General features: G+C 58.1%; 18 protein-coding genes and 1 riboswitch. Of the genes, 16 read left to right on the top strand and 2 right to left on the bottom strand.

Annotated features, from left to right (window positions below):
- The first annotated feature begins 44 nt into the window (after positions 1-44).
- Complete coding sequence (mutY, locus tag CBW65_RS01320; protein ID WP_087455229.1) at positions 45-1,127, top strand: A/G-specific adenine glycosylase; 1,083 nt, start codon at positions 45-47, stop codon at positions 1,125-1,127.
- Positions 1,128-1,143: 16 nt separating this feature from the next.
- On the opposite strand, the gene CBW65_RS01315 is transcribed toward mutY, so the two are convergent.
- Both CBW65_RS01315 and CBW65_RS23985 read right to left on the bottom strand, forming a co-directional pair.
- Entirely contained in the window at positions 1,144-1,467 is a 324-nt protein-coding gene (locus CBW65_RS01315; RefSeq protein WP_087455228.1) for a hypothetical protein, read from the bottom strand.
- A 71-nt stretch (positions 1,468-1,538) separates the two neighbouring features.
- Positions 1,539-1,898 carry a hypothetical protein gene (locus CBW65_RS23985; protein WP_157721701.1) on the bottom strand — a complete coding sequence of 120 codons (360 nt, stop codon included), beginning with the start codon at positions 1,896-1,898 and terminating at the stop codon, positions 1,539-1,541.
- 106 nt (positions 1,899-2,004) lie between these two features.
- Here CBW65_RS23985 and CBW65_RS01310 point away from each other — a divergent pair, with 106 nt between their 5' ends.
- The 15 genes from CBW65_RS01310 (at position 2,005) to CBW65_RS01240 (ending at position 20,270) form a co-directional block, all read left to right on the top strand.
- On the top strand, positions 2,005-2,307 hold the full coding sequence (locus tag CBW65_RS01310; protein WP_087455227.1) for an MFS transporter: 303 nt from the start codon (positions 2,005-2,007) through the stop codon (positions 2,305-2,307).
- Between the two features lie 157 nt (positions 2,308-2,464).
- The gene (locus tag CBW65_RS01305; protein WP_087455226.1) at positions 2,465-2,650 is read left to right on the top strand and encodes an iron-sulfur cluster assembly accessory protein; all 186 of its coding nucleotides are present in this window, start codon (positions 2,465-2,467) and stop codon (positions 2,648-2,650) included.
- Positions 2,651-2,676: 26 nt separating this feature from the next.
- On the top strand, positions 2,677-3,081 hold the full coding sequence (locus tag CBW65_RS01300) for a hypothetical protein (protein WP_087455225.1): 405 nt from the start codon (positions 2,677-2,679) through the stop codon (positions 3,079-3,081).
- Positions 3,082-3,229: 148 nt separating this feature from the next.
- Positions 3,230-3,874, top strand: a complete 645-nt coding sequence (locus CBW65_RS01295; RefSeq protein WP_087455224.1) for a Bax inhibitor-1/YccA family protein — start codon at positions 3,230-3,232, stop codon at positions 3,872-3,874.
- A gap of 134 nt (positions 3,875-4,008) precedes the next feature.
- On the top strand, positions 4,009-11,082 hold the full coding sequence (locus CBW65_RS01290; protein ID WP_157721700.1) for an amino acid adenylation domain-containing protein: 7,074 nt from the start codon (positions 4,009-4,011) through the stop codon (positions 11,080-11,082).
- Positions 11,083-11,186: 104 nt separating this feature from the next.
- Positions 11,187-12,284, top strand: coding sequence for a serine hydrolase domain-containing protein (locus CBW65_RS01285; protein WP_087455222.1), 1,098 nt, complete (start codon positions 11,187-11,189; stop codon positions 12,282-12,284).
- Positions 12,285-12,500: 216 nt separating this feature from the next.
- Positions 12,501-12,644, top strand: a riboswitch (cyclic di-AMP (ydaO/yuaA leader).
- 167 nt (positions 12,645-12,811) lie between these two features.
- On the top strand, positions 12,812-13,702 hold the full coding sequence (gene ablB, locus CBW65_RS01280) for a putative beta-lysine N-acetyltransferase (RefSeq protein WP_157721699.1): 891 nt from the start codon (positions 12,812-12,814) through the stop codon (positions 13,700-13,702).
- Positions 13,693-14,469, top strand: a complete 777-nt coding sequence (locus tag CBW65_RS01275; RefSeq protein WP_232463419.1) for an ABC transporter substrate-binding protein — start codon at positions 13,693-13,695, stop codon at positions 14,467-14,469. The genes ablB and CBW65_RS01275 overlap by 10 nt, the downstream gene beginning before the upstream one ends.
- A gap of 11 nt (positions 14,470-14,480) precedes the next feature.
- Positions 14,481-15,134, top strand: coding sequence for an amino acid ABC transporter permease (locus CBW65_RS01270; protein ID WP_087455220.1), 654 nt, complete (start codon positions 14,481-14,483; stop codon positions 15,132-15,134).
- On the top strand, positions 15,127-15,855 hold the full coding sequence (locus CBW65_RS01265) for an amino acid ABC transporter ATP-binding protein (RefSeq protein WP_087455219.1): 729 nt from the start codon (positions 15,127-15,129) through the stop codon (positions 15,853-15,855). Before CBW65_RS01270 ends, CBW65_RS01265 begins: the two co-directional genes overlap by 8 nt.
- Before the next feature lie 2 nt (positions 15,856-15,857).
- Positions 15,858-16,364, top strand: coding sequence for a DUF2179 domain-containing protein (locus tag CBW65_RS01260; protein ID WP_087459072.1), 507 nt, complete (start codon positions 15,858-15,860; stop codon positions 16,362-16,364).
- Between the two features lie 46 nt (positions 16,365-16,410).
- The gene (gene kamA, locus CBW65_RS01255) at positions 16,411-17,697 is read left to right on the top strand and encodes a lysine 2,3-aminomutase (protein ID WP_087459071.1); all 1,287 of its coding nucleotides are present in this window, start codon (positions 16,411-16,413) and stop codon (positions 17,695-17,697) included.
- 138 nt (positions 17,698-17,835) lie between these two features.
- The gene (locus CBW65_RS01250; RefSeq protein WP_087455218.1) at positions 17,836-18,480 is read left to right on the top strand and encodes an SGNH/GDSL hydrolase family protein; all 645 of its coding nucleotides are present in this window, start codon (positions 17,836-17,838) and stop codon (positions 18,478-18,480) included.
- Between the two features lie 54 nt (positions 18,481-18,534).
- Positions 18,535-19,275, top strand: a complete 741-nt coding sequence (locus tag CBW65_RS01245; RefSeq protein ID WP_087455217.1) for a FadR/GntR family transcriptional regulator — start codon at positions 18,535-18,537, stop codon at positions 19,273-19,275.
- Between the two features lie 110 nt (positions 19,276-19,385).
- A complete protein-coding gene (locus CBW65_RS01240) occupies positions 19,386-20,270 on the top strand; it encodes a YitT family protein (RefSeq protein ID WP_087455216.1) in 885 nt (294 codons plus the stop codon).
- The last annotated feature ends 12 nt before the right edge of the window (positions 20,271-20,282 follow it).

Genomic DNA, 20,282 nt, shown 5'->3' with positions numbered 1-20,282 from the left:
TAAAAAATTATAATGGAGAAGAAGGAAGGGGCCAGAGACTAAAAATGAAGGTTGATGTGAATCGCAAAACAGCGCAGGCTGTAGGTGATAATTTGCTTGATTGGTACGAAGAGATCAAGCGCGACCTGCCGTGGCGGCGGACGCGTGATCCGTATCAGATCTGGGTGTCGGAAGTGATGCTGCAGCAAACGCGGGTCGAGACGGTGATTCCGTATTGGAACCGCTTTGTCGAGCTGTTTCCGACGATTGAGGCGCTTGCAGAAGCGCCTGAGCCGGACGTGCTGAAGGCGTGGGAGGGACTCGGATACTACTCCCGCGTGCGGAATTTGCAAAAAGGCGCCCAGGTGGTGCGCGATAAATTTGGCGGGCGCGTGCCGGATACGCCCGATGAGATTTCCACCCTGCCCGGGGTCGGGCCGTACACGGCAGGCGCGATTTTGTCGATTGCCTATGATGTGGACGTTCCTGCGGTGGACGGCAATGTGTTTCGGGTGCTGTCGAGGATCTTTTTGATCGAAGAAGATATCATGAAGCCGAAAACGCGGCGGACGTTCGAAGGGCTGGCAGAGTTCCTGATTCCGCCGGGTCGGGCTGCTTCGTTTAATCAAGGCCTGATGGAGCTGGGGGCGACGGTGTGCATCCCGAAGAACCCGCGCTGCCACTCCTGTCCGGTCAAAGAGCACTGCCGGGCGCTGGAAGAGGGCGTTCAGGAAGAGCTGCCGGTGAAGGAAAAGAAAAAGCCGCCCCGTCCGGTCGACATGACGGCCGCCTTGCTGCGCGACGGCGACCGCGTGCTGATCCGCAGACGCCCCGATAAAGGCCTCCTCGCGGGCATGTGGGAGTTCCCAGGCGGCGAGCGGGTCGAAGGGATGTCCCTGGAGGACAGCCTCATCACGCACCTCACAGAGGCGTTTGGCGTGACCGTAACGCCGCAGCGGCTGTTTGCGCAAGTCCAACATACGTTTAGCCACCTGCAATGGGATATGCGCGTTTTTGAATGCGCGATCGCCCAAGGGCAGGTGCGCGAGAGTGATGATGTGAAATGGGTGCCGGTCGGGGAACTGGAGAAGTATGCGTTCCCGGTGGCACATGGGAAAGTTGTGAAGGAGTTGGGCGGGTTGGTCTAATCCCGCTTGGAAAAGCTTAGCGTTTGTCTTTCTTTAAACGTATTGCCTGCTTGGCCTGTACTCCGTCGAGTTTGGAGAGCAGAGCCATGATAAACGAAGAGCGATGCCGTGCCGGTGCAGGCAGGTCATCGTCTACGATAATTGTGTTTTCCACCAAGGTGTTCCAGGCTTGCTCGACCCACGCTTTTTTGACGGTGTCCGTTCCGTCTTCTGTCGTGACGATGATATCGCCGTCGGGCGTGATGTCGATGATTTGATTCGGCTTTTTCCGAGTCAGTGTCTTGATTGTCTTTTTGTTGTGACGTAGAATCTCTTCCCAAACGTTATTAAAGTCTCTCATGATTTCAGTTCGCTCCTTGAAGTTTTGCGTACTCAAAAATTCTGCAGCGAACAGTTGAAAACCTCCCTTCCTTAATTAGGAAGAGAGGTTTTTTTGTGGTGATCGGTCAATTCGATGGCAAATCCGCTTTGGTAGATCCGATTGCACATTGTGCGGGAGGTCGGGTGGTCGGAACCGTTGAGGAAGTACAGCGTGGACGCATCGCTTAGGCTATGCAGAAAGTCGCGGTGTTTTGCGTAAGGGAGTTGGAATTGCAGATGATGCTGCTGTCCGTTCGCATCAATCTGGAGTTGCAGTTCCAACGCATCTCGTCCTGGCAGCAGGTGCAGCTGTGATTTCACCTGTTTGTGACGAATGACATCACTTGGCAAAACACAACCTACCAGATAAGGCACACGCGCCCGCTCGATGATCAGGGTTCCGGCTTCCATGGCTGAGACTCCTCGCATGTATGGTATTATCTTCATCATACAGGGTGTTGATCGAGCTAGTTTGAAGAGCGTCTTAATCCTTTGTAAAACAGCGGGGTGGATCGAAATGGCAGTGCGCGGGTTTTTTGAATATCGGATCGAAGATGGAAAACGGGAAGACTATATCCAACTGATCGCCAAACTGCGGGCCAAGCGCACACAGGCCGGGCTGGAAAACTATAGTGTAAGTGAGAGCATCGACCAAAAAAATCTTGTGGTCGAGACTTTTTTGGCTCCTTCGATGGAGGAGTATCGCGACGTGGAAGCGAAACTATTGAAAGACCCGGAAACGGTCGAATTGCTGCAAACGCTCGATACATACATCGTCGGGGGGCTGGCGCGAAAAAGGTCTGGTTTTTTACCGAACTGAATTTTTCGCACAGCATGGGAACACTGTAGGATAAAAGAGAGGGGTGAGCATCATGATCTCTATTACACAGATCGCCAAAGAGAAGATTCAGGAGATCCTGGCGCAAGAACCGGAAGGCACTGTCATTCGCGTCAGTGTATCGCCTGGTTGAGGCGGCATGCGCTTTCGCTTGGCTCTGGATGAGTCAAAAGACTATGACAAGTCAGTAGAGGCAGACGGCGTCACGTTTGTGATGGACCCGTTTGCTGTCGCGCTGATTGAAGGCATTCAAATCGACTATGATGATATCGTCGAAGATGATTTCATCATTACGAATACAGCAGGTCCAAATTCGTCTTGCTAACTTTTGCATAAAGGGGACAACGCCGCATGGAAACTCCGGTACAAGTCAATTATGATATCAAATCGATGGAACGCTGCATCTCGGCAACGTTCGCATTCGGCCAGACTTCGATGAACAACCCGTACTTCTCGATCTACTTCGTTGTCAACAACGCAGGGATCATCGCTGTGTACGACAAGTCCATGCCGGTACAGGGCGCAGAAGCTGACGCAAACAACGAGGTGCCGTTCGTTGACCAGTTGAAGACCAACTCGATCAACCTGAAGCAAGGCACCAACAAATATGAAGTGCTGCGCTACATCCACGATGAGCTGCAGCGCATCGGTGAAAAGCTCCAGCGCGACGGCCGTCCGCTGAACGACTCGGACATCGGCAAGCTGATGACCAAGATCGCGTCCAAGTACGAAGGCAACCCGGGCGTTGCTCAGTAATTCGGACCGTAACAGCACCTGCAGAAAGAAAGATCTCCTTACGTCTGGAGGTCTTTTTCTTTTCCAATCAGTTGTCTGAAACTTAATTTCTTTTTCTACGTATAAGGTTGTATAATGATGTAGAGAGATTTGAAAGGAGTGTCACAGTATGAATCCGTCTTATTCCGGGAGTCGTATGGTCGGCATCAATCGCGTGCTGCCGATGTTCTTCCTGAGCCTTCTGTTCGCATTGATTGGCACAATTGTAGGCACACAAGTGCCGCCGCAGTTCTTCCTGCCGCTGATGGTTATCGAAGTTGGGATGCTGCTTGCAGCGATGTTTATGCGCAAGCGCCGCGTCGGCTACACATTCCTCTATCTGTTCACCTTTATCAGCGGGATCACGTTCTACCCGGTGCTCGCTCACTACACCGCCGGTATCGGCGGCAACATGGTGATGGCCGCGTTTGGCGTATCTACCCTCGCATACGGCGCAACTGCACTGTACGCTTGGAAATCGAAAGCTGACTTCTCGTTCCTTGGCGGCTTCCTGATGGTTGGCCTGATCGCTCTGGTCGGCCTGTCCCTGTGGAACATGTTCATGCCGCTGGGCGGCACGATGTACCTCGGCTTTACCTTGCTTGGCATCTTCATTTTCATCGGCTTCACTCTGTACGACATTTCCAACATCGCGCGCCACGGCGTGCCGGAGGAAATGGTGCCGATGGCGGTGCTGAACCTGTACCTCAACTTCATCAACCTGTTCCTGTTTGTGCTGCGTCTGTTCGGCATCAACTTGGGTTCGGATGACTAAGTTAAAATCTCAAGATTAAAAGCCTTGTTCAAACGAACGGGGCTTTTTTTTATTGACTCTTATCTGGGACAGCTGATACGATTTATAGTGAGAATAGTAAGAAAGTCATAGATCTTAAGGAGTTGAGAGAACACGTGCTGGTCCAAAATGCCACGAACAAACGAGTTTCACAGATTCCTCTGTTGACATTGCCTGTGGATCGCCCGCGTCCTGCAACCGCTGTTTTTCAGGAAGCGGAAGTGCGGTTTGAACTGCCCAAACGGTTTTCGCAGATGTTGTCTGAAGCGTCTGCACGTGCCGGGGTTACTGTGTCCGCTCTGCTTTTGGCGGCTTTTCAAACGCTGTTGGCCCGCTATTCGGGTCAGGATGAACTGCCGATCGGTCTGGTCGATGCTGATGAACAGGCCCGCTTGCTGTTTGGCGAGCTGAGCTCGGAGCAATCGTTTGCCGAACTGGTCAATTCGGTGGAGCAAGACCTGCTCCGGGCGCAGACTGCAGACGTTGTGGCGGATGTTGCCGACCTGCAGGTGCTGGCGGTCTTGGATGGCGGTTTGCCAAACGCAAAAGGCTACGACCTGGCGCTGGTCTCCCGCCAGGAATCTGCCGGGCTTGTCCTGATCCTGTCGTATAACGCCAAGCTGTTTGACCTGGCGACGATCGAACGCATGGGCGGCCATTTCCAAGTGCTGCTGCAAGCAGCCTTGACCGACAGCCAACAGCCGATCGGCGTACTGCCCCTGATCACCGAAGCGGAACGCGAGCAGTTGCTGAAGACGTGGACTGCCGGTCCGGCCGTGCCTCTCGCTCATGATGTGGTTCATAAATTGTTTGAGGCACAAGTTGCCCGCACACCTTCGCGCACCGCGCTGCGCTTTGAAGGCGAGAGCGTGACCTATGCGGAACTGAATGCCCGCGCCAACCAACTGGCCCGTGCCTTGCGCAGACAGGGTGTGCAGCCGGAGCAATTGATCGGACTGTGTGTCGACCGCGCGGTGGAGCTGGTCGTCGGCATCCTCGGCATCCTGAAGGCCGGAGCTGCCTACCTGCCGCTCGACCCGGCATATCCGGCAGAGCGTCTCGCCTATATGGTGGAAGATGCGGGGGTAGAGCTCTTGCTGACCAAAGAGCACCTGCAATCGACCGTCACCGTGTCGGTGGCGCAAAAGATCTGCCTCGACCGCGACTGGCCGGAAATCGCCAAGGAATCTGCGGACAACCCGGACTTTGCGGTGGAGCCGGACAATCTGGCCTACGTGATCTACACGTCCGGTTCGACCGGCAAGCCGAAGGGCGTCATGATCGAAAACAGCAGCATCTGCAACATGTCGGCTGCGCTGACTGAGCGCTTTTTCATCGACGAAAAGACGGTTATGCTCCAGTTCGCCGCGTTTTCGTTCGATGCGTCGGTGGCGGAGATCATTCCGGCGCTGATGAATGGCGGCACGGTGCTGTTGGCTCCAAAAGACAAGGTTATGCCTGGCCCCGGCCTCGTGGAGCTTCTGAACCGCGAAAAAGTGACCCATGTCGCCTTGCCTCCGTCTGTGCTGACTCTCTTGCCGGAAGACCAGTTGCCGCACCTGCAAGTGGTCGTGTCGGCAGGCGAAGCGTGCACCGCAGAACTGGTGCGCAAGTGGACGTCTTCCACCCGCCGCTTCGTCAATGGCTACGGCCCGACGGAAGGCACGGTCGGCGCTTTGGTTGGCGTCTGCCTGCCGGAAGAAGCGGTGACGATCGGCCGCCCGCTGATCAATACGTTCGTCTATCTGCTCGACCAAAACCTGCAGCCCGTTCCGGTCGGTGTGCCGGGCGAGATCTGCATCGGCGGGGCAGGGCTTGCGCGCGGCTATCTGGGCCGCGAAGAGCTGACCCGTGAGAAATTTGTAGACAATCCGTTTGCCGACGGCACAGCGCCGCGCCTGTACAAGACGGGCGACTTGGGCAGCTACCTGCCGGACGGACGCGTGAAATACATTTCGCGGATCGACCATCAGGTGAAGATTCGCGGGTTCCGCATCGAGCTGGGTGAAGTCGAATCGGCGCTGCTTGCCCATCCCGACGTGCTGGCGGCGACGGTGATCGACCGCGAAGACATCCCGGGCGTGAAGCGCCTCGCCGGATATGTTGTGCCGAAGGAAGGCGCGGAGATTTCCGTGCGCGACTTGCGCAGCTACCTCGCCGCACGCCTGCCCGACTACATGGTGCCGACCGCGTTTGCGCTGCTCGGAGAACTGCCTTTGACGCCAAACGGCAAGATCGACCGCCGGGCGCTGCCGGTGCCTGATGCGGCCGACCGCGCGTTGCATGATGCAGCGTATGTCGCGCCTGGCACTCAGGAAGAGGAGACGCTCGCGCAGATTTTCAGCGACGTGCTGGGCGTGGAGCAAGTCGGCGTGAAGGACCACTTCTTTGAACTGGGCGGCGAATCGCTTTTGGCGACCAAAGTGGTGGCGCGGGTGCGCGAACTGTTTGGCGTGGAAATGCCGCTGAACACTTTGTTTGCGAAACCGACCGTCGCCGAGTTGGTCGAAGAGCTCGCCGTGCTGCAAAGCGCGCCGACCGAAACGCTCACGCCGCTGACCAAGCGTCCGCGCCGTGAACGCATGCCGCTGTCGTACGCCCAGGAGCGCATCTGGTTCCTGCGCGAACTGTTCCCGGACAACCTGTCTTACAGCGCATCTTGCCTGCTGACGTTCAAAGGCGAATTTGACGTGTCCGTATTGGAGCGCACGCTTAACGAGATTTTGCGCCGTCATGAGATCTTCCGCACGACGTTCCAAGCGTTTGACGGCGAACCGGCCCAAGTGGTCATGCCGTACGAACCGGTCAAGCTGCGTGTCCTCGACCTGCACGAACTGCGGGAAGAGGAGAAGAAAGCGCAGATGGATGCGGTCGTCGACGTGGAGATCAAAAAGATGTTTAAGCTCAACGAGTTGCCGATGGTGCGCTGGACGCTCTTTAAGCTGGAAAAAGATGTGCACACGCTGCTCCATGTGGAAGACCATCTCGTTCATGACGGCTTCTCGTTCTCCGTCTTCCTCTACGACTTTGTGCACATTTACAACGCTTACAAAGCGAACGAAGCATCGCCATTGCCGGAGCCGGAGATTCAGTTTGTCGACTTTGCCGACTGGCAGCGCGAGCGGATGGAAGGCCCGGACGGCGACCGCCAGTTGGCCTATTGGAAGGAAAAACTGGCCGGGGCGCCGGAGATCCTCGAACTGCCGCTCGATCATCCGCGCCCGTCGGTGCAGCGTTTCCAAGGCGCCGCGTTCCGCTTCCAGATTCCGTATGAAGTCTGCCAAGGCATCCGCGAGTTCTCGCGCAAGAACGGCGTGTCGCTGTTTATGACCTTGATGGCGGCGTACAACGTGCTGTTGTACCGCTATTCGGGCCAGGAGGACATCCTCGTCGGCACCGGCATCGCCAACCGCCGTCTGAAAGAGACGGAGCGCCTGATCGGGATGATCGTCAACAACGTGCTGCTGCGCACGAAGCTCGGCGGCAACCCGACGTTTAAAGAGATCGTCGAGCAAGTGCGTCTAGCCTCGATGGAATCGTACGACCACCAGGACGTGCCGTTTGACAAAGTCATCGGCGCGCTTAGCATCGAACGCGACTTGAACCGCAACCCGCTGATGCAAGTGATGTTCTCGATGCACGACACTCCGATGCCGGAGCTGGAGATCCCCGGCGTGGAGATGTTTATCCACGAAGGCCTCAACAACGGCTCGGCGAAATTTGACATGAACATCATGGTCATCCCGCGCCATTCCAAACGCCTTGGCGTACGCGGCAAAGGCGACCTGAAGGACGAAGGCATCACCGTAAACTGGGAGTACAACTCCGACCTGTGGGAAGCGGACACGATCGACCATATGATCCAAAACTGGATCAACCTGCTCGCAGGCGTCATCGCCGACCCGGAAGCGCGCATCGGCGAGCTGCCTTTGTTGGCGCAGGAAGAGGAGCGCAAACTGCTCATCGCGTGGAACGATACGGCAGCCGACTATCCGGCCGACCTTTGTCTGCACCAGCTGTTTGAAGAGCAGGTGCAAAAAACGCCTGACAACATCGCCGTCATCTTCGGCGAGCGGACGCTGACCTATGCGGAGCTGGACGCCGAAGCCAACCAACTAGCGCATCACCTGCGCACGCTTGGCGTCGGCCCGGACGTGCCGGTCGGCGTGTCGGTGGAGCGTTCCGTCGAGATGGTCACCGCCTTGCTCGCCGTGCTGAAAGCGGGCGGCGCGTACCTGCCGCTCGACACCGATGCACCACAGGCACGCAAAGCGCAAGTGCTGGAAGATGCAAAAGCGCCGGTCTGCATCTCGCAGTCCCATCTGAACGACAAACTGCCGCCGGGTGCTGCCCGTTATGTTTTTGTCGACGGGGATGCGGCGGAGATCGCCAAGCATCCGGTGACCAAGCCGGACGTGGACGTGCTGCCGGAACATCTCGTGTCGATCTACTACACCTCCGGTTCCACCGGGAAGCCGAAAGGGGTCTGCTCCACACACTTCGGCTGGGTGAACCGCATGAACTGGATGCAGCGCCGCTACAACCTGCAGGCGACCGAAACTGTTTTGCAAAAAACGACGTTGACCTTCGACGATGCGGCGGTGGAGTTCTTCTGGCCGCTGATGGTCGGCGCCCGCATCGCGATGCTGGAGCCGGAGCTGCACAAAGACCCGCTGGCGATCATGGACGCGGCGATCCGCTATGAGACGGCCGTGCTGCAATTTGTGCCGTCGATGCTGTCCTTGTTCCTCGACGCTGTGAGCGAAGAGAAGCGCGAACAGCTGAATGCGCTGCGCGTCGTCATCTCGTCCGGGGAAGCGCTGCGCGCCGATCTCGTGCGCTCGTTCCTGCACCAGCTGCCCCAGGCCGGGCTGTTTAACCAGTGGGGCGCAACCGAAGTGTCGATCGACTCGACGTGCCATGAAGTGACGGAGGCGGATGCGCACGAAGAAGGCATCGTTTCGGTCGGACGTCCGATCGACAACAATCAGGTCTACATCCTCGACGGGCAGTTGAAGCCGGTGCCGGTCGGTGTGCCGGGCGACCTGTACCTCGCCGGGATCGGCCTCGCCCGCGGCTATCTGAACAATCCGGAGCGCACGGCGGAAGCGTTTATCCCGCACCCGTTTGCGCCGGGCGAAGTGATGTACAAGACGGGCGACCGCGGCTACTACCGCGCCGACGGCTCGATCATGTTCCTTGGCCGCCGCGACGATCAGGTCAAGGTGCGCGGGCAACGCGTCGAACTCGCCGAGATCGAAGCGGTGATGGTCACCCATCCGGGAGTCAAAGAGTGCGCTGTCGTCGCCCACAAGCGACCGAACGGCTATTACATCGTCGGCTACTATGAGCTGGAAGCAGGCATGACCGCTTCGACCGAAGGACTGCGCGAACACATGCTGGCTCTGTTGCCGGAGTACATGGTGCCGGCGCGCTTCGTGGCGATGGACGCGCTGCCGACCACAGTCAGCGGCAAGCTCGACCGCAAGCTGCTGCCCGATCCGGGCGAAGAGCGTCCCGACCTCGAAGGGGCGCTGATCCTGCCGCGCAATGAGACGGAGCAGATCATCGCAGGCATCTGGCAGGAGATCCTGCGCCTGAAAGAAGTTGGCGTCTATGACAAGTTCTTTGACCTCGGCGGACACTCGCTTGACGCGACCCGCATCATGTCCCGTGTCAACCGGGAGCTTAGCACCGCGCTGCCGCTTCGCGTCCTGTTTGAGACGCTGACGGTAGCAGGCCTTGCTGAGCGTGTGGAAGACGTGCGCCGCAGCGGTGCGAAGGGTCAGCTCAAGCCGGTGCAAAAAGCGCAGCAGCGCGACCGCTACGAGCTGTCCAACGCGCAGAAACGCTTCTGGTTCGACTACGTGATGGCTCCAGAGTCGGCATATGGCCCGCTGATGGTAAGCGAGCTGAAAGGCAGCGTCAACGTCGCAGCGTTCCAGCAGGCGTACGCGCAACTGGTTGAGCGCCACACGATCATGCGCACGACCTTCCTTGAAGCGGACGGCGTGCCGTACCAAGTGGTGCGCGACGATCTCGACGTGCCGTGCAGCTATGAAGACCTCTCGATGCTCTCCGCAGCAGAGCAGCAGGAAAAGCTGGCGGAGCATCTGGCACGCGTCTACCGCACGCCGTTCGACCTGATCAACGGCCCGCTGTTCTACTCGGCGCTGCTCAAACTCACTGAGACCCAATCGCTCTGGGTGCGCTCGACGCATGCGATCGTCTATGACGGCTGGTCTTCGAACGTCTACATGAACGACTTTGCCGCGCTGTACAGAGCGGCGGTGGAAGGCAGTGAGCCGGGCTTGCCGGCTGCGCTGCAGTATGTGGACTATGCCGAGTGGCAGACCTTGTCGCTGCAGGACGGTGACATGGAGGAGCAAAAGGCGTACTGGCTGAAGCGACTGGCCGGGGCCGGTTCGCCGCCGCAGTTGCCGTATGACGTTACCACGGACGAAGTGGAGCGCCCAGAGCCGATGGTGACGCGTCACACGACGATTGAGCCGGAGCTGACCGCCGGCGTTCGCAAGTTGGCCCAGCAGCAAGGCACCACCACGTTCCTCGCCGTGGTCGCCGCGTTTAACATCTGGCTGTCCCGCGTCTCGGGCACGACCGATGTGGTCGTCGGCTCACCGCTGACCGGCCGCACCAATCCGGAGCTGGAGCCGGTGATCGGCGTTCTCGTCAATCCGGCGGCGCTGCGCACCGACCTGTCGGGCAACCCGAGCGCCGCACAGGTGATGGAGCGCACCAAGGGGGTCGCGCTGGAAGCGTACGCGAATCAGGACTATCCGTACGATCTGCTCGTCCAAGACCTGCGCGCCCACCGTCCGACCACCGATCCGCTTTACTCGATCATCCTTGTCGGGCAAAACGTCCACACGGGCGGCTTCCAGATCCATGATCTGACTGCTGAGCAGTTCGCTTACGAAGAGCTGATCCGCGACCAGATGAGCCTGGAAGAAGAGCGCTACCCGTTTGATCTGCACATCGAAGTGTTTGAAAAAGGCGACCATCTCTGGATTCGCACCAACTACGACAACGTCAAGTTCACAACCGAGACGATCGACCGCATGCTGGGCCAGTTCCACTATGTGCTCGAACAGTTTGTCTCCGAACCGGATCAACGTCTGGAGCAGTTTGAGCTGGAGCGTCTCGAAGATACGCTCGACGACCTGTTCTAAGTTCTGCACGACCTCGTCCCCGCAATTGTGGGGACGAGGTTTTTGTCTTATCAGGCCTCCCTCCCGCATAGGATCTTAGTAATAAACCAGGGAGGGAACATAGAATGCGAGATACGATCATGCAAGGTGTGGCCAAGGGCATTTTCCCCGGCGCTGTCGTCTGTGTGGCGCGCAACGGCGACCCGCTGTTTTACGAAGCGCACGGATCTGCCGACCCTGCGCAGGAGCGCGCAATGTCGATCGAAACCCGCTTTGACATCTCCACCTTGACCAAAGTGGTCGCGACGCTCCCCGCCGTGCTGCGCACCGTGCAGCTCGGCAAACTGACGCTCGTCGACCCGGTCGCCCGCTTCCTGCCGGAGCTGGCCACCGGCGTCGACCGTCATGCCAAAGGCCAGATCACCTTTTTCCACCTGTTGTCGCACGCTTCGGGGCTGCCGGCGTGGAAACCTCTGTTCCTGGAAGCGCGAGGCGTCAAAGCGTTTCTGCGCGCCATGGCCGACACGCCGCTGGAATCGACGCCGGGCGAGCGGCTGATCAACAGCGATCTCGGCTACATGCTGCTCGCTTTTGCGCTCGAGCGCATCTGGGACCGTCCGTTTGCCGAAGTCTGCGAGCGGCTCGTCTTTGGTCCGCTGGAGCTGTACCAGACGTCGTTTGCCGAAGGAGACGGCCTGCCGCCGGAGCTCTGCGCCGTGACGGAGACGGGCAATGAGCAGGAGCAGCGCCGCGTGGCGGCGACCGGGCGGCACGCATCGTTTCCGTGGCGTGACCACACGCTGTGCGGGGAAGCGCAGGACGGAAACGCTTTTTACGGGCTGGACGGGGTCGCCGGGCATGCCGGGCTGTTTTCCACCGCGCTCGACCTGACCCGCTATGCGGAGATGTGGGTGCGCAAAGGCATCCACCAGCGCCAGCGCTATCTGGACACCACCCTCGTCTCGCTCGCCGTCAACTCGCATGCCGTCTGGCAGGGGCAGAGCTTTGGCCTCGGCTGGGAGACGGCGACCGCGCAGTGTCCGGCAGGGGAGCGCGCACCGATGCTGTCCTACGGCCAGCTCTCTGCGAGCGGCTGTTCCCTCTGGTGTGATCCGGTGCGCAAACTCACCTCTGTCACCTTGACCAACGCCCCGCAAGGCAGCCAAAGCGACGGCTTGTCCGACTGGACGCGGGCGTTTCACAAAAAAGTGTTTAACGACTAAACGGACAAAAATCAGGACTGCGGCACCTTGCAGCAGTCCTTTTTTCAAAATATGTCGAATCATGGGACTTCGGTCGCATCTGAGAGGATCAAGGAGGATTTTGCCAGATCCCAAGGGTCAGGGGGAGGGAGCCTTGGTCAGCCTAGTTAGCCATGGGAGAGGCACATTTGACGCGTTTGACCCATAGGATGAAAGCGCGGTAACATAATACTGTAAGCAAAACAACGGCCTAATTCTGAGCAATCAGAAGCGGAGGAACCACGTTACTTGGGGTTAATCTTGGCATGCCAAGAGGGATGAGATAGCTTCTCTGCCATCCTACCCGTCAGCTAACTTCGCCGGCTAAAGCAGGGAAGGTTCAATCGAATGGTCTTTGCATGCGCTGACCGATGCAGACTTTTCCTTTGGAGCCTTCGGTTCAAAAGGAGAGGTGTACATCGGTCTTTTTCTGTCCTCATACTATAACTGTGTACTATAAATGGATGTACTATGACCGGTGACAAAAAACAGAATATTGGAGGTAGATGATGGCACTTGCTTTTCAGAAACTCATGGAACGCCCGACTATTATCAAAGGGAGCAAGCAAACGAAAAATCATTCCTACACTTGCTCCATCGACACGATCAACCGCAGGCTGATCATTCACCGCTACTGGTGGAAGGATGTGGCGCCGTTTGTGGCAGAGCTGTTCGATCTGTGCCGCAACCACGAGTTCGGCAAACTGATCGTGCAGGCCCGCGAGCAGGACTGGCAAAGTTTTTTGAAACTGGGCTTTGTGATGGAAGGCACGATCCCGTCCTTTTTTCAAGGCGAACCGGTGTATTACATGAGCAAGTTTTTCGATGCCAAACGGCAGCTGAGCCGCCACTGGCAGGAAGAAGAGGAGATCCTCGAAAAAGTGATCCTGCACAAACAGCCGGCGAAGCGGCGTGAATTGCCACCCGATCTGACCCTTGAAGTTGGCACCGAAAAACATGTTCCTGAGCTGGTGAGATTGTTTGCGCGTGTTTTTGACACCTATCCAAGCCCGCTGACCGACCCGGAGTATCTGGCGAAGTCGATGCAAAACGACATCTTTGTGCTGATCCGCGACGGGAAAAAGCGCATCGTCAGCGCAGCCGGCGCGGAGATTGACCGCATGGCCGGCAACGCGGAGATGACCAACTGCGCCACGTTGCCCGAGTATCGCGGGTACGGGCTGATGAGCCACCTGTTTGTGAAGCTGGAAGAGGAACTGGCAAGCCAGCAGATCAGGAGCTTATTTTCCATCGCCCGCGCCAAGTCGTTTGGCATGAACCGGGTGCTGCATGAGATGGGCTACACCTACCGCGGCCGCTTGATCAACAACTGCGACATCTGCGGCGGTTTGGAAGACATGAACTTGTGGGCGAAAGGGGGCGCGGCATCATGTTCTTGAGAAGAAGCTGGCCGTTGATGCTCAGCGTGATGATGGCAGGAGGGCTGGTGCTGACCGGCTGCAGCGAAGAGACGGGCAGCAAGAGCGGCCAGCCGGAGTGGTCGTTTGCGATGTCAGGCCAATATAAGCCTTTTAACTACTACGACGAAAAAACGACCGAGCTGACCGGCTTCGACGTGGAGATCGGCCAGGCGCTGGCCAAAGAGATGGGCGTTGAACCCAAGCCCGTCGCCACGCCGTGGAACGGGATCATCTCCGGGCTGAACGCGAAGAAGTACGATGCCATTCTCGGCTCGATGGGCATCACCGAAGAGCGGGAAAAAGAGGTCGATTTCTCCGACCCGTATTATCTTTCCGGCGCGCAGCTGTTCGTGCTGCCGGGCTCGGACATCAAGTCGATCGACGACGTGACCAAGCAAACGAAAATCGGCGTCACCATCTCGACCACCTATGAACAGGAAGCGCGCAAATATACGAACAGCATCGCTTCCTACGACTCGGACAACAAAGCTCTGCGCGAACTGGCCGATGGGCGTGTCGATGCGGTGATCACCGATCGGCTGGTCGGCATCCTCTCCTCGCAGCAGATGAAAATCGACGTCGAAGCGGCCGGCGAACTGCTCTACGCGGAAAAAATGGGCATCGCCTTCCGCTCCGATGATGATGCCACTCGTGAAAAAGTGAATCAGGCGCTGAAAAAGATCCAGGCGGACGGCACGTACCTCAAGATTTCACAAAAATATTTTGACCGCGACATTTCCAAATAGGGGCGGCGCAGATGATCGATTTTCTGCAAACCTTGGTCGAGACGTTTCCGATCTTCGCCAAAGCCGCTCTGGTCACGCTGGAGCTCACACTGGCATCGCTTGCGCTCGGCACGATCATCGGCTTGATCTTCTGCCTGCTCAAACTGTCGGGCAACCCGGTGTTGCGCGGGATCACCAATCTCTACATCACGGTGATTCGCGGTACCCCTTTGATCGTGCAGTTGTTTGCGATCTACTACGGGCTGGTCTCGATCGTCGACTTCGGCCAGTTCTGGTCGGCGGTGATCGCTTTGGCGGTACACAGCGGCGCCTATATCGCGGAGATCTTTCGCGGCGGCATCCAGTCGATCGACAAAGGGCAGATGGAAGCGGCGAGATCGCTTGGCATGTCCAAAGGCTTGGCGATGCGGCGGATCATCTTGCCGCAAGCGTTTCAGCGGATCATACCGGCGCTTGGCAACCAGTTTATCATCGGGTTGAAAGACTCGTCGCTCGCCGCTTTTATCACGATGGAAGAGCTCTTTATGTGGGCGATGCGCTATGCGGCGACCACGCTGGAAGAGATGAAATTTTACACGATCGCCGGGCTGTATTACCTCGTGCTGGTGATGATTTTCACCTTCCTCGTCCATCGGATCGAAAGGAGGGCGAAACGCTATGATTGACGTGCAAGGGCTGCACAAATCGTTTGGCGAGCTGCACGTATTGCGCGGAATTGATTTTCATGTCGAGCCGGGAGAAGTGGTGGTGTTGATCGGCGCTTCCGGCTCCGGCAAAAGCACGCTCCTGCGCTGTTTAAATTGCCTGGAGATCCCGAATCGCGGCACGATCACCTTGGACGGAGAAGCGATCGACGTTCAGCGATCAGACCTCAACCGCGCCCGGCAGAAAGTCGGGATGGTGTTCCAGCAGTTCAACCTGTTCCCGCACCGGACGGTGTTGGAGAACATCATCGAAGCGCCGGTGCATGTGAAAAAAGAGAAACGGGACGCTGCGATTCAAACTGCGCGGATGATCTTGTCACAAGTCGGGCTGGCCGACAAGGAAGCGAGCTATCCGAGCCAGCTCTCCGGCGGACAGCAGCAGCGGGTGGCGATCGCGAGGGCCTTGGCGATGCAGCCGCAGGCGATGCTGTTCGACGAGCCAACCTCGGCGCTCGACCCGGAGCTGGTCGGCGAGGTGCTCGCGGTGATGAAAGAGCTGGCCCGGCTGGGCATGACGATGGTCGTCGTCACGCATGAGATGGGATTTGCCCGCGAAGTGGCCGACCGGGTGATTTTTATGGCGGACGGCGTGATCGCCGAAGAGGGGACGCCCGAGCAGATTTTTGAAGCGCCGCAAGAGCAGAAGACACAAGATTTCCTGCGGGCGGTGCGGCAGATATGATCATGGGGCTGCTGCTGATTTTCGGCATTCAGATCCTCTACGTCTCCTTCTTTACGATCCGCATGATTCTGCTCTTAAAAGGAATGCGCACAGCAGCTTCCATTCTGGCGATGGGCGAAGTGTTCGTCTATGTCTCCGGCCTGTCGCTTGTGCTCGACCGTCTCGACGACCCGCTCAACCTGCTCTGCTACTGCCTGGGCTACGGCTGCGGGGTGATCGTGGGCTCCAAGATCGAAGAGCGCCTGGCGCTCGGGTATTTGACGGTGCAGATCGTGATCGATTCCTTGCATGACACGCTGCCGCAGCGCCTGCGCGAACAGGGCTATGGTGTGACGTCGTGGCATGCGGAGGGACGGGACGGACACCGTTTGATGATGAATGTGTTGACGAAGCGAAGGAACCACCGCAAACTGCTTGCTTATTTGGAGCAAAACGATACGAAGGCGTTTGTCATCTCCTATGAGCCAACGCACTTTCGCGGTGGATTCTGGGCTTCGCTGGTGAAATAGAAAGGGGAACTGATTTTTGGATACGAGGACAGACAATCGGCAACATGTGTATGGGAAACAGCAACGGCATTTTCGCGATGTGGAGATCTGGAAAGATGTGACCGATGAGCAGTGGAACGACTGGATGTGGCAGTTGACGCACACGATCAACGATCTGGAGACGCTGGAGCAGGTGATCAACCTGACCGATGCGGAGCGGGTCGGGATCGAGAATGTGAAGCAGTCGATCCCGCTGCGCATCACGCCTTATTACGCGATGATGATGGACCCGGATGATCCGGCCTGTCCGGTGCGCCTGCAGGCGGTGCCGATGTCGGACGAACTGATGCGTTCGCCGTGGGACATGGAAGACCCGCTGCATGAAGATGAAGATGCCCCCGCGCCGGGGCTGACGCATCGCTATCCGGACCGGGTGCTGTTTTTGATCACCAATCAGTGTTCGATGTATTGCCGTCATTGCACGCGCCGCCGCTTCTCGGGACAGGTCGGGCAGTCGGTGCCCAAGCAGCAGCTCGATGCGGCGATCGACTATATCCGCCGCTCGCCGCAGGTGCGCGATGTCCTGCTGTCGGGCGGGGACGGACTGCTGGTCAACGACAAGATCCTCGAGTACATCATCTCCAGCCTGCGCGCGATCCCGCATGTCGAGATCATCCGCATCGGCACTCGCGCGCCGGTCGTCTTCCCGCAGCGCATCACCGACAATCTGGTGAACATGCTGAAAAAATACCATCCGGTGTGGATCAACACGCATTTTAACCATCCGGATGAACTGACGCCGGAAGCGATCGCCGCCTGCCACAAGATCGCCGATGCGGGCATCCCGCTGGGCAACCAGTCGGTGCTGATGCGCGGGGTGAACGATTGCGTGCACATCATGAAAGATCTGCTGCACCAGCTGGTATACAACCGGGTGCGCCCGTACTACATCTACCAGTGCGATCTGTCGGAAGGCATTCAGCATTTCCGCACCACCGTCGCCAAAGGCATCGAGATCATGGAAGGACTGCGCGGCCACACGTCCGGCTATGCGGTGCCGACCTTCGTCGTCGACGCGCCGGGCGGAGGAGGCAAGATCCCGGTCATGCCGCAATATCTGATCTCTCAAGGTCACGGCAAAGTCATCCTGCGCAACTTCGAAGGGATCATCTCGACCTATCATGAACCGACCTATGAAGATCAGGGCTGCCCTCCGACCTGCACGCACGACCACAGCACCGACAACGAGATCGGAGTTGCCCGCCTGCTCAGCGACAAACAGCTCTCTTTGGAACCCAAAACGATGATTCGCCGACGTCCGAAAGAGCAAAGCGAACTTCCGATCCTGCCATAACTTTCGCCTGAAAAAAGAGACTCAGTCCCTAGGGACTGAGTCTCTTCGCTTTTTTCTCGGCGCAGGCTCCTGTCCACGCCGATTGGACTGCTGAGTCATATGCTTTAGTATCCGGGAAAACTGCGGGGAGGTGAAACTATGATCCTGTATACCGCCATGGGCGATTCGACGACGGCCGGAATGAGCGCCACAACGCCTATGTTGGCGTACCCGTCGCGCATCGTGCAAGGCTTGAAAGAGCGGGGGAGAGCGGCAGAGCTTCGCGTGATCGCTCAAAACGGCTGGACGAGCAGCGCGCTTGCTGCCGTCACACCGCAGGCGCAGGGCGTGCTGCGCAGCTCGACCACCGTCACGATCTGGATCGGCGGCAACGATCTGCTGCAGGCCGCAGCCGGAATCGTCACGAGCGGCCAGCCGGTGCAAACGGCGATCGGAGGTCTGCTCGCCACCTACAACAGCAACCTGGAGCGCATCGTCACCACCGTCCGCCAAAACAGCAAGGCCCGCATCATCCTCTGCACCCAGTTCAACCCGTTCCCCAATTCTCCCGTCGCGGTCGAAGGCATCGCCGCCCTCAACCGCGTCACGGCACAGACAGCCAAACGCCTCGGCACCGGTCTCGCTCCTCTGCACAACTGGTTTGAAGGCAGCCAGCCGGCGCTGGTCGACGGCTACGGCACCGGGCGGATCGAAGACGCCTTGCGCCCGTTCCGCCGCCCGATCCACCCGAACAACGCCGGACACGCGCTGATCGCCCGCAACCTCGCTTCTTACATTCGGTAGTTTCATCGTGTTATAATATAATAAATCAAACTTCATCTGAGTCGAGGGACGCCTGTGGATACCAAACCGGCCAAACCGGCCAAAGCAGTCAAACCAAAAGCCAAATCGAAAAGCAAACCGACGAAGATCTATGAGCAAGTCGCCCGCCACATCAAGCAGATGATCGAGGACGGCGTGCTCGCTCCCGGTGACAAACTGCCGCCGATGACCGAACTGGCCAAACAGTTTGGCGTGTCGCGCGCGGCCGTCCGCGAAGCTTTTTCCTCGCTGGTCGGCATGGGGCTGATCGACCTGCGCCACGGCGAAGGCACGTTCGTCCAGCAGATCGACGTGCAGACGATGATCATCGAGCCGATGAACGCCGCGCTTCTGCTTGGCCGCAGCAACCTCCGCGACCTGCTGGAGATGCGCCGCCTGCTGGAGACAGGCGCGGTGCAGGCCGCCTGTGAGCGTCGGACGGAAGAAGGGCTCGTGCGGATGAAACAGGCGCTGGAGCAGCAGGAGACGGCCCGCCACACGCTGGAGGAGCAGGTCTCCTGCGACCTGCAGTTTCACATCGCGATCGCCGAAGCGTCCGGCAACAACGTGCTGCTCAACCTGATGCACACGCTGTCCGAAGCGCTGCGCAGCACTTTACGCACCACGCATGAAGCGGCCGCCGATCCCCAAGCGTCGATCCGCGAACACCGCTTGCTGTTCGAAGCAATCCAGAACCGCGATGCCGAAATGGCAGCGAGGCTGATCGCTGACCATCTCGAACATTCCGAACGCCACGTCTTGACCCGAAAAACATAAGAGCACCCGTCGCCATCGAGGAGACCGGGTGCTTTTTTGTGTATAAATCGGGCAGAGTAGGAAACGATTAGGAAGATCCATTCTGCAGCACCAATCTGAAGGAGGCTCCTATGGAAGCACAGCCCAAAACTCCGCGCGTTCATCGGAAAAAGAGCCTCGCCGCCAAGCTGAAGCGCCTGTTTTTCATCACGCTTGGCGCTTTGCTGGTGGCGGTCGCGCTGGAGATCTTCCTCGTTCCCAACTCGGTGATCGACGGCGGCATCATCGGCGTTTCTATCCTGCTCGCCTTTTTGACGCACAAGCCGTTCGGACTCTATATGATCCTGCTCAACCTTCCGTTCCTGATCGTCGGCTACAAGCAGATCGGCCGCACGTTTGCTTTTACCACGCTGATCGCCGTGCTCCTGATGTCCGGCTTCGTCACGATGCTGCACAACGTGCGCCCGTTCACCGACGACTTGCTGTTGGCGACCGTTTTCGGCGGCGTGGTGATCGGCATCGGCGTCGGCACGATCATCCGCTATGGCGGGTCGCTCGACGGCACGGAGATCGTCGCCATCCTCGTCTCGCGCAAAACGGGCTTTTCGGTCGGGGAAGTGGTGATGTTTTTCAACATCTTCATCCTCGGCAGCGCCGGGTTTGTCTTTGGCTGGGATCATGCGATGTATTCGCTGATCGCCTATTACATCGCTTTTAAAATGATCGACATCACGATCGCCGGACTGGATGAATCGAAGTCGGTCACGATCATCTCAGAAACGCCGGACGACATATCCGATGCGATCCTGAACCGGCTCGGGCGCGGCGTGACGCATATCTACGGCAAAGGCGGCTACACCGGCGAGCCGAAAGAACTGCTCTACGTGATTGTCACCCGGCTCGAACTGGCCAAGCTCAAAGACATCGTCCTCGAATATGATCCCGCTGCGTTTATCGCCGTTGAAAATGTGGCCGATGTGATGGGCGGACGTTTTAAGAAAAAAGCGATTCACTAAAAATGCTCCTGC

Source organism: Tumebacillus avium, from assembly GCF_002162355.1.
GTDB lineage: Bacteria > Bacillota > Bacilli > Tumebacillales > Tumebacillaceae > Tumebacillus_A > Tumebacillus_A avium.
This window is presented reverse-complemented; position numbering and strand designations above follow the sequence as displayed.

Coding starts and splice junctions, on each gene's coding strand:
- CBW65_RS01240 (WP_087455216.1), top strand. CDS start 19,386: ATGGAAGCACAGCCCAAAACTCCGCGCGTTCATCGGAAAAAGAGCCTC.
- CBW65_RS01315 (WP_087455228.1), bottom strand. CDS start 1,467: ATGAGAGACTTTAATAACGTTTGGGAAGAGATTCTACGTCACAACAAA.
- ablB (WP_157721699.1), top strand. CDS start 12,812: ATGGCACTTGCTTTTCAGAAACTCATGGAACGCCCGACTATTATCAAA.
- CBW65_RS01285 (WP_087455222.1), top strand. CDS start 11,187: ATGCGAGATACGATCATGCAAGGTGTGGCCAAGGGCATTTTCCCCGGC.
- mutY (WP_087455229.1), top strand. CDS start 45: ATGAAGGTTGATGTGAATCGCAAAACAGCGCAGGCTGTAGGTGATAAT.
- CBW65_RS01270 (WP_087455220.1), top strand. CDS start 14,481: ATGATCGATTTTCTGCAAACCTTGGTCGAGACGTTTCCGATCTTCGCC.
- CBW65_RS01305 (WP_087455226.1), top strand. CDS start 2,465: ATGCGCTTTCGCTTGGCTCTGGATGAGTCAAAAGACTATGACAAGTCA.
- CBW65_RS01295 (WP_087455224.1), top strand. CDS start 3,230: ATGAATCCGTCTTATTCCGGGAGTCGTATGGTCGGCATCAATCGCGTG.
- CBW65_RS01275 (WP_232463419.1), top strand. CDS start 13,693: ATGTTCTTGAGAAGAAGCTGGCCGTTGATGCTCAGCGTGATGATGGCA.
- CBW65_RS23985 (WP_157721701.1), bottom strand. CDS start 1,898: ATGGAAGCCGGAACCCTGATCATCGAGCGGGCGCGTGTGCCTTATCTG.
- CBW65_RS01250 (WP_087455218.1), top strand. CDS start 17,836: ATGATCCTGTATACCGCCATGGGCGATTCGACGACGGCCGGAATGAGC.
- CBW65_RS01265 (WP_087455219.1), top strand. CDS start 15,127: ATGATTGACGTGCAAGGGCTGCACAAATCGTTTGGCGAGCTGCACGTA.
- CBW65_RS01300 (WP_087455225.1), top strand. CDS start 2,677: ATGGAAACTCCGGTACAAGTCAATTATGATATCAAATCGATGGAACGC.
- CBW65_RS01310 (WP_087455227.1), top strand. CDS start 2,005: ATGGCAGTGCGCGGGTTTTTTGAATATCGGATCGAAGATGGAAAACGG.
- CBW65_RS01260 (WP_087459072.1), top strand. CDS start 15,858: ATGGGGCTGCTGCTGATTTTCGGCATTCAGATCCTCTACGTCTCCTTC.